The sequence below is a fragment of the Mastigocoleus sp. MO_188.B34 genome (assembly GCF_030065675.1).
In the GTDB taxonomy this organism is placed as follows: Bacteria; Cyanobacteriota; Cyanobacteriia; order Cyanobacteriales; family Nostocaceae; genus Mastigocoleus.
Map to the genome: position 1 here is coordinate 1 of NZ_JASJDK010000196.1, position 10002 is coordinate 10002.

General features: G+C 35.7%; 3 protein-coding genes and 1 pseudogene. 2 read left to right on the plus strand and 2 right to left on the minus strand.

Annotated elements, in window-relative coordinates; genetic code table 11:
• Positions 1-2777, minus strand: a pseudogene (locus QNJ50_RS27415) (hypothetical protein); the annotation flags it as partial.
• Positions 2778-3032: 255 nt separating this feature from the next.
• Positions 3033-4382: an ATP-binding protein gene (locus tag QNJ50_RS27420; RefSeq protein ID WP_300642006.1), complete on the minus strand. Its 1350-nt coding sequence runs from the start codon at positions 4380-4382 to the stop codon at positions 3033-3035.
• A gap of 1404 nt (positions 4383-5786) precedes the next feature.
• Here QNJ50_RS27420 and QNJ50_RS27425 point away from each other — a divergent pair.
• Positions 5787-6602, plus strand: coding sequence for an FtsQ-type POTRA domain-containing protein (locus QNJ50_RS27425; protein WP_300642009.1), 816 nt, complete (start codon positions 5787-5789; stop codon positions 6600-6602).
• Positions 6603-8002: 1400 nt separating this feature from the next.
• Positions 8003-9283, plus strand: coding sequence for a cell division protein FtsZ (gene ftsZ, locus QNJ50_RS27430; RefSeq protein WP_300642012.1), 1281 nt, complete (start codon positions 8003-8005; stop codon positions 9281-9283).
• Positions 9284-10002: the final 719 nt, after the last annotated feature.

Genomic DNA, 10002 nt, shown 5'->3' on the forward strand with positions numbered 1-10002 from the left:
TCATGGACTAATTGATAGCGATTGCATGCATAGTTATCGCCTAATTCAGCAGGTACTTGTAGTACTAATCCACTGCCGACCAATATTTCTAGGATTAATCCCAAACTAGTGGGAGACACCATTAATATTTCTGTATTCACATAATCTTGATCGCTTTGGTCGCTAAATTCTATTTCGCCAGAAGAATCTACACTTTCCCATTCTCCGCCCAGGTCAAGTTCACTTGTAAATTCTTGTAATAGAGCACCGATCAATTCTGTTTTTGTTTTTAAAGGTCGCGTACCTTTCTCATCAGTTAATTCAAAAAGTAATTGCCAACTTAACCGTTCATGTTCCTGGCCGCAGTCCTTAATAACTTCTTCTAGCCAGCATTCTACTAGTTTTGCCGAACCACCGCGCTGCCTATATGCTTCAATTGTTGTAATATTATCGGCTTGAATTTGAGCCCCTACTATTTGTAGTTCGATGGGATGAACTTGTGAGTCATCAGCAGCTAGCTCTGCGACCAATTCTGCAATCAATTCATCGCTAATTTCATAATGGGAGCGTTGAGTTAAGCTATGAATAATTTCGATTGCATCGCTAGGAGAAAATTTACCAATGTAATAGCGAATATCTTTATCGAGAATATTTCGATTAATTACTCCTAGATCGTAAGCTTTTTCACCTTGGCAATTACTGTAACGCTCAAGTTCCAAGAGGTAATGTAAATAATCTTCTCTTAGAGAAAGTAAAACTTTCACAAATGGGATATTTAAACATTCTCCAAATAATTTATAAAAGTCATATCTTTTCTGAATAGTTTTACAAACAAAGAAAAATTCTTCAAACTGGTCAAAAATCAGAATAATAATGTAATTCTTCTCAGATAGTAACTGTATTTTCCGAATAATATTGCTAGGGGAAACTTTTAAACTAAAACCAACTGTAATATCTGTCTGGGCTATAGCCCTATCTAAATTTTTGGAAATAGCTTCTAACCAATCAGTGTAAACGGATACAACAATTGGTAAAGCTTGACGATCGCCAATAATTTTTTGCTTGAGTGCAGGTACTAATCCAGCTTTCAAAATTGAACTTTTCCCAACTCCACTGGGACCGTGGATAATACTTAACTTCCGGTCAGCACGGCTAATTCTCTCAATTAATCGATTAATATCCTGAGACCTACCGGATGCAGCAATTTCCGGTGCAACTTCTTCTAAAGGGGAATCTATATTTTGAAATGGTAAAACTGGATTCACCCGATAGCGTTGTGGTTGTAATTGACTTGCACCAATAAAGGCGCGAAAGCCATACTGATGTTCTATTTGGATTTTTTCCTGTTTGAGTTTAAAAGCTTGAAGATAATTATGAAATTGGCAAAAGTAAAGTGATCGCAGTTCTTCAATAATTTCTAAATAAAGTGCTGGTTGGTACTGTAATTCGCAAACTACTTTTGCCCATTCTAAATTATTTACTGCTTCGTCCCATTGGTCTAAATTTCTTTGAATGCGTCCTAATAGCAATAGATACCAACTTTCTTGTTGACGCGATGCTTTAGGAGCAAATTTTGCATAGGAAATAGCTGTATTTACTAGTTCATAAGCTTGAACCCAATTAGAATCAGAAATTGCTGTTGCTGCAAGGAAACCATAATCTTGAGCTAATTGTGCTTTATCGCCGTAATTTTTGTGTAACTCTAAGGCTTTTTCAGCCAGAATTCTTAATTCTTTCCAGGTTTTTAAGCGTTGTAATGTTTCACAAACAGGGATAATAAACTTAGCAATTAATTGTGGTTTATTAGCTTTTTCTAAAACTTCCAAACATTGGTGAAACCAATTAAGTGCTTTTTCTCCATAAACTCTATGAAGCGAGGGACGCAGATCGGCTATTCGGCGATAGCATAATCCCAAATGAAATAGAACAACAGCTAGACGACCGGAAGAAAAACAAGAGTTTAAACTCAATGATTCTTCTTTTTTTGCATTTAATAATACTGTTTCCTCATTAACTTTTGACTGCCAAAACTCTAAGCTATGTTGATAATGAGTTAAAGCATCATCAATTTGGTCATTGACATATTTATCCCGCCCCAAAACAAACTCTAAATTTGCTGATAATTCTGGTTCTAAATTAACTCCATATATTCGTAGTAAATCATTCCGAGCAGATTCAATTTCGCGACGATGTGGAGAATTAGGATCTAAATCTAGGGCTACATTTGATAAAAATTGTTCTGTACCTGCAGCCAATATGGTGTCTAACAAACATTCTGTTTCTTGTCGAATTAGAGTGATTAAGTCCTCTTGGGACATTTCAAATTTTATCGTAGTTGCGGCCCAACTTTTAAAATCAGGAGCTAATCGCGATAATAAAGTTGCAACATCATTTTGTAACCACAAGATAACTGGAAAAGGAAACTTATCAGCATAGATATCTCTAGCTTGATTAATACTAGTTAATAAATTTTCCAATGCAAGATTAGATTCTAAACCAAATACTATCACTGAAGTTGGTAAAGAATCTGAAGCCACAGCAGGATTATCTAAAAATAATTCTGAAATTATTGCTTTATGTAAAGTTTTTGCAGAGGGTGGAAGGAGAATTTCTCTTATATATATATCCTTTGTTAAATTGCGAATATTTTCTACAACTTGTTCGCGTAATTGTTGATAGTTACATCGCACCAAAATTAGTGAGAATTGACTTCGAGAAAGTTCAATGGCTCGAATAAGTCTTTGTAGGGAATGTTTATTTGGTGCCACACTTGTTTCTGTGATTTTCCACTCTCTCATAACTGAAAATAGAGCTTTAAGAAAATAAACTTAGAACTTATCAATTAAAAATTACAAAATTTGAGATTTAAAAAATTAGATTAAAAAAATTAGGTTTCAAAAATTTAGATTTGAAAAATTTAGAATCAAAAATTAGAATTCAAAAATTAGAACTTATAAGAATTAAAATCTAGCATTCTTTAGTCATAAAGCAGAATTAATCATCAACAATCAACAATTAATAATCAAAAATTTTAAAACCAGGTTGAAGAGATTTTAAGATTGGGAAATGCTTAGCGTGCGTTCTTGTTGCCAAGAAAGTACTTTTTCTGATTCTGCCAGGGCTGGACTAATTCCAAACCATCTCCCTTGGGGATCGCGATATTCAAATACAAACATACTTCTGAGTAATCTTTGATATTCAGTTTCGCCTCGAACTGTTTGCTGCTCTACTACTTGAAACAATAATTCCCACTCTTGGTCGTCAATTGCTAATAGCAAATCATCTCGATAATCTTTAATAACAGCTTCCAAACATGCTTGAGAAAAAGGTGGATCTTGCCTTTGTAAGCAGCTGTAAAGTAAACCCAATAAATTACGAATGTGACCGCCACTTACCCGACACAAACGATCTAATGTCTCCAAACTATCGAATAATTCGGTAATCAGAGCAAATCTTGCATTCCAAGTAATATCCGGAAAAGCCCTAGCCAATACCAACTGGCGTAAAAGAGACATTCCTGGTTCATGGTCACCACCAGAACGTTGACACACCCTTACCATTGGTAATACTTTTGGAGCTATTCCTCCCCCGAGGCGATTTTTTAAAGTCTGATACTCATTAGAAAAAATTAATCCTAAAGGGATAGTATAAACAACATGACAATTGAGCCTGCGTAATTGTTCGCCCCGATCAATAAATAAATACTCTGGTTGCGATCGCCCTGATGGCATTGGGCGCATGTCTACTCGATCTAAGTTATCAACAATTACAACTAATCCTTTTTGCCCCCTAAACTTTAGTTGCTTAATGGCTTTTTCTAATACTTCTTCGTTAATGGCTTGCAAAATGCTGTTGGTACGAGGTTCCAAATATTGTCGCAAATGAGTGCGTAAATGGGGACTGTCCTTGGTTTTAGCAGTAATCTTGGCAATTCCTATAGAAAGCTCAGCTTCCGAAAGCTCTATAGAATTATGAAAAAAATCTCCAATTTCTTTAAACAAGTTACTGAAATAACCGGCTGTAATTTTGATCCCAACATTTTCTAAGCTAAGGCTGACTTGACGTGCCACACTCAACAAAATATCGCTGATATCAATATCTGCCATGTCCAAATCTTGGCTAGATTCAAAGTAAACTACGTGAAAACCCGCACTTTCTAATTCAGCCTTGAGCCTTTGTAGCTCTGTAGATTTACCACAACCAATGTGCCCTGTAAATAACTGACAGGTCGGCTCATCGGGAGATATACGTGCGATTGTTCGTTGTAGTTCCTCAACTATTTTGCAACCTCGAACATCGGAAAAATCTATATAGTATTGTCGGTCAGCAGAATCACCCATAACTAGCGTTTTGCTAGGATTACAGGCTTTAAAAAAACGTAGCAGATTAAGTGTATGTCTCATGTAGATGCAATCATCACTTGTAACTAATTTATAAGCGTTCGACTATAAGCGTTCGACCCTCTAACAATTTCAACCCTATGCCAAAGTGATTTTAGTTAAGACAAAAAGGATTGATATAACCCTGAATATACTGAGTCATTTGTCTTTTTTACACCTGTATTTGTTGTTTTGCCAACACCTAAGGAGTTTTTAACAAATACAAGTCGTGAATCAACATCAGTTAAATTACTGAATTTAAATATTTACTGGAGAGAAAATAAATATAGATCGAATCCCATTTTTTTTTATCGTTACCCTTTAGCTATAGGCTCATATCAGGATATATCCATGATGGAAACTTTGCACGTACGCAATGCTATCACTAAGCGCTAATTTGGTAAGCTTATTGTGTAAATTTAGTCTCAGTTTTAAATCACTCTAATTGATGTTGATACTATTACCGTCGAGCTATTAAAAGTATCTTAAATAACTTTGTGCTTTGATGCGTGCAAAACAAAAATTATTTACGCGTAAGTTTTGGCATTATATGCGGTAGAGTATTTATAATTTTCACATCAAACCTAGCAAACTAAATATTACTCAAGCTCTACTCCAACTGCTTTATAGTACAAATAAATTTTATAGTACAAATAAATTATTTCAGGGATGCACAGTTGTGAGTATAAACTTCAGAAGAGAAATTTTCTGTGCACAATTGAGATGGAATACACCAAAATAAGCACAACATAATAGCTATCCAAGATCATTCTAATGATTAAGGTATATCTGTTTCCCAGTAATCAAACTTTTGTCATCCACAGATTTAAAAATCATTAAACTAGATGGTTAATTATCTGAGATGTGCAAAATTTAACTTTATATAAGTTCTCTAAACTACAATTTTTGGTTGACATCTCATATAATTTTTGTTGCACAGAAATTTTTAGGAGGCTTTGTGTGTAAAGAGTTTATTAGAAAAATCAATTTATTAATGATGGAATCGACAACAAATTTAATCCGAATGTTTCTTTCCTAGAAGACTAAATATTGATACAATAATATCCAATTTACTTATTAAAAATCACCTCCATAGTCAAGCAAGTTCCCTGTAAAAAGTCTCTCAAATAGCAAAAATAAGAGATATTAAAAGATTTAAATAGCAATAACTACCTTTGTAGTATTTCAGACAGACAAAAATTATCATTCTCCTTATAAGGAGTTATATTTAATTGCATTTTGAAATCAAAGAATTAAGGAAATCTTTATATCAGTGCGGTAATCTTATCGCGATCGCTTTAGGTTATTGCTGAATTGAACAATAATTTCGGCTAGAAATTTGAATTAGCATCGAACTATCAAATTTAATTTTTAGATAATTCAAGTGCGATTGAAGATTAATTTGACTGGAAATAGAAAGGGGTTTGAATGACACAAATCGCATCAGTATCCCATCGCGATCTGCAAAAGCGCCGTAATAAATTACGCCGTCAAAAACAAGTAAAAATTGTGCAAACAATATGGCAAACTTTTGCTGTAAGCAGCATGACTGCAGGCTTGATATGGGTAGTTTTTCAGCCTATTTGGGTATTAAAAGCTCCAAAGCAAATAGCTGTTTCTGGTAACCGACTTTTAGATGAGAAAGTTATTCGCTCTGCGATGACACTATCTTATCCCCAGTCTTTATGGCGCGTTCAACCTTCAAAGATTAGTAAATCCTTAACTAAGCAACCAGGGATTGCACGAGCAGTGGTAAGTCGTCGTTTATTTCCACCAGGACTAGTAGTTCAAATAAAAGAAAGAGTACCTGTTGCAATCGCAAAACAATCCTTATCTTCAGGGGATAAGAAATCAATTTCTGGGCTGATTGATGCAAATGGAAATTGGATACCGGTGGGGAAAAGTACATCATTGAACCCTGATTTTGGCTTACCCAATCTTTCAGTCGTGGGTTATAGCGAAAAATATCGTTCCTCGTGGATTTTGCTTTATGAGACTTTACGTCAAACTTCCATCAAAGTTACAGCGATCGACTTTCAAAATCCTACAAACCTAGTTTTGAATACAGAATTAGGAAAGGTTTTATTGGGCTCTCCTAGCAATATTTTGCCAGAACAAATTAGAACACTGGCACAAATGCGCCAAATTAAAGCACAACTAAATCTTGACCAAATAAATTATATCGACCTCAGAAATCCCAAAAAGCCTTTAGTACAGATGAATCATAAAAAGCACAAAAATTAATTGTAAATTCTTTCAAAAATAAAGCTATCAGGCGTAGTTATTTTATTGGAAATTTGAATAGGTTCAGAGATTTTCTCTTACAACATATATTTATAATGTGTAAATTTTCAAATTTTCACAGATAATTTACAAATCATTCTGTCTTAAACGATCGTCAAGATAACAGAATTTACTCTCAAGGCTACTTTCTGAAAACACAATTATTTTTAGTTGTTACTTAGTTGCGAACTTGACATTTATATATTGCGTGCTAGATGTAAGACAATTTAATGATGTAATCTAAGCTGTAAATCTTATATGTTTTGAATGCAACTTACGCTGATTTTAAGGTATTGCACTAACACATAGAAGCATGTTTTGCTATCAATGGTTAGTTCCTGCACAAACATCATCTATGTTTGTCAACAGATTAATTTAAAGAAGAGTTTAGCTAACTACAATAAAGGATGATTTATATTGTTGACTAATATTCATTACAGACAAACTTCTATTATGATTTGATCTTTAGATTAAGTTTATCTTTATAACATGTAGAAAATACAATGAATCAGCCCACAGGTAGGTTATAATATCACGCTCTGATGATTTCACTTAAAATAACCCAACCAGGGAAATAGCTACTACAAAACTTTCATTAGTGTGAAAGTCTTCAAATCACCTAAAAAGCAAATGAACAAATATTTTAGCTTAAAATCACATTTAATCGAAAACAAATAAACGTGTTTTAAATTGCAGTTACCCCAAATGTCAAATTCCGCAAATCAAATCATAAAAACAGATAATAGCAGTATCGTAGTCTCTTTAGAATTAATCTGAATTGGCTGACATTTTTGCTGTTACAAACATATACGCAAACGTATTTTGTGATTTATAAGACTATATACTGTTGAAATTAACTAATAAGGAGGTAAAAGATAATTGATATTGTAGTAGTATTTCTTCAAGTGATTGCAATTTATACTCGAACTCAAAAAGTATTTATATTGAGATAAAAAAGAACACTCACCACATATACTTGTAAAAATAGTGACTTTTAGGATGAAAAATAGTATTTTGTACCAGCCTATGGAGAAACAAAAAATACATGTCACCGAGTAAGCGAAAAAAAGAAAAGGAAAACAAGTTGAGAGTTAAGTTATACATTTTAATTATCGGTAATTATAGGTATACTTCTCTAGAATTGGCGATGCAATTGTTTTTGATGTGGTGCTTCAAGAAGCAATCGCGTATCGTAGTGGCTTAAAACCACGGCAAGTTTCACTTCTCAAATCCTGTTAGGGTTGGAAGAGAAAAGAACAAGGGAAAAACCAGAACATTATATCTTGACCGCGTCAAACTATAGTTGACTATGCGGGTGAAAAGCACCTTAAAAGTCGTTTATCTACTTGCACACAAATCTGATGACACTTGATAACAACCAAGGGCTTACCTACAGAAACTCTCAATCTCCGGGACAGCCGGAGTTATCCTTAGCGGTTAACTCTACTAATCCTTTTAGTCACTCCGGATTAACTTTTGGACAAAATAACGATAGCAAAACACCCCTTGAGGACAATCGGATTGGCGATATTGTGCCGGGTCGCGTTGCTAACATCAAGGTAATTGGTGTCGGTGGTGGTGGCGGGAATGCGGTTAATCGCATGATTGCCTCTGATGTGAGTGGGGTTGAATTTTGGACGATTAATACTGATGCACAGGCTTTAACTATGGCATCAGCCCCGAGCCGATTACAAATTGGACAAAAGCTCACCCGAGGTTTGGGAGCTGGTGGTAATCCTGCTATTGGTCAAAAAGCAGCGGAAGAATCTCGCGACGAGATTGCTACAGCTTTAGAAGGTGCTGACTTAGTATTCATCACCGCTGGTATGGGAGGTGGTACCGGTACTGGTGCGGCTCCGATAGTTGCTGAAGTTGCGAAAGAAATGGGAGCTTTAACTGTTGGGGTGGTAACACGTCCGTTTATATTTGAAGGACGTCGTCGCAGTACTCAAGCAGAACAAGGTATTGAAGGTCTAAAAAGTAGGGTAGATACCTTAATTATTATCCCCAACAACAAACTGCTGGAAGTCATTCCCGAACAAACTTCTATGCAAGAAGCTTTTCGTTATGCAGATGATGTATTACGCCAAGGTGTTCAGGGGATATCCGACATCATTACCATTCCTGGTTTAGTTAATGTTGACTTTGCTGACGTGCGGGCTGTGATGGCAGATGCTGGTTCTGCATTGATGGGAATTGGTATTGGTTCTGGTAAGTCTCGTTCTAGAGAAGCTGCGATCGCAGCCATTTCTTCACCATTACTCGAGTCTTCCATTGAAGGTGCGAGGGGTGTTGTCTTAAATATTACTGGTGGTAGCGACCTTACCCTACATGAAGTGAATGCAGCAGCGGAAGCTATTTATGAAGTAGTCGATCCTAATGCCAATATTATCTTTGGTGCGGTGATTGATGATCGCCTCCAAGGAGAAGTGAGAATTACAGTCATCGCAACTGGCTTTACAGGAGACCTACCTCCACAGCAACCGCAAAATGTTACAAATGTACGTATGGCTCCACAGCCACAAAAGCGACAGTCACCTTCTACTCAACCGTTGAGTTCTCCAAATCCAACTCCGGAACCCAAAGAAAAATCTGTACTTGATATTCCTGACTTTTTGCGACGCAGAAGCCCACGCAATTAAATTACGATTGTAGGTTTTCGAGATGACTAACTATAAGAGAATTTAAGATTTGTAATTGACTGTTTGCGATTGCTGGGGATTTACCAGTTTCGAACGTACTCAGGTCTTCCGTAGAAACAACTTATATATTGCTCAAACTATTGGGAGGTTTAAAACAAATTATTTCAAGGGCTCACATTAGTCCATGCTACCTACAAATTCAATTTATTTGGTTGGGGGTCAGCCACCTCAGAAGAAATCCTGACTGTGTCTGATTCACATAGAAGTGTAAAGTTTTTGTGTAGCTCTAATGCCTGCTCCAAATTCAACGTTTATCATTTCTCCTCATAGACAAAGTAAAGACTTGCCAAATTTGAACTGCTATGCTTTGAAGGCGAGCGTTCATATGTTTACTCAATATGCACTATCTTATCGACCAGCAGCTCAGCCTGCTTCTGGTCGAAACTCGTATTGCTTCATAAAAAGGTATTTATTACAAAGTATCTATTACAAATATCTATTACAAAATATACTTACACTGTTTACCGTTAATTAGGGCTTGAATGCTTTTCAGCAGAGATTTAATTTAATTCAGATTGTGACCTCACGGGGTGCTTGTCACCCCGAAAGCTCGACCGAAGAAGGGTTGGGAGTTTTGAATTAGCAGATAAAATTAACAAAAAAATTAATAATGATAATCATTCTATTAAGGAGAGGATTGGCGATCGCTTAACAATAGG

Excerpts from the sequence above, each read along its gene's own strand:
- QNJ50_RS27420 (WP_300642006.1), bottom strand. The coding sequence starts at position 4,382 with ATGAGACATACACTTAATCTGCTACGTTTTTTTAAAGCCTGTAATCCT.
- QNJ50_RS27425 (WP_300642009.1), top strand. The coding sequence starts at position 5,787 with ATGACACAAATCGCATCAGTATCCCATCGCGATCTGCAAAAGCGCCGT.
- ftsZ (WP_300642012.1), top strand. The coding sequence starts at position 8,003 with ATGACACTTGATAACAACCAAGGGCTTACCTACAGAAACTCTCAATCT.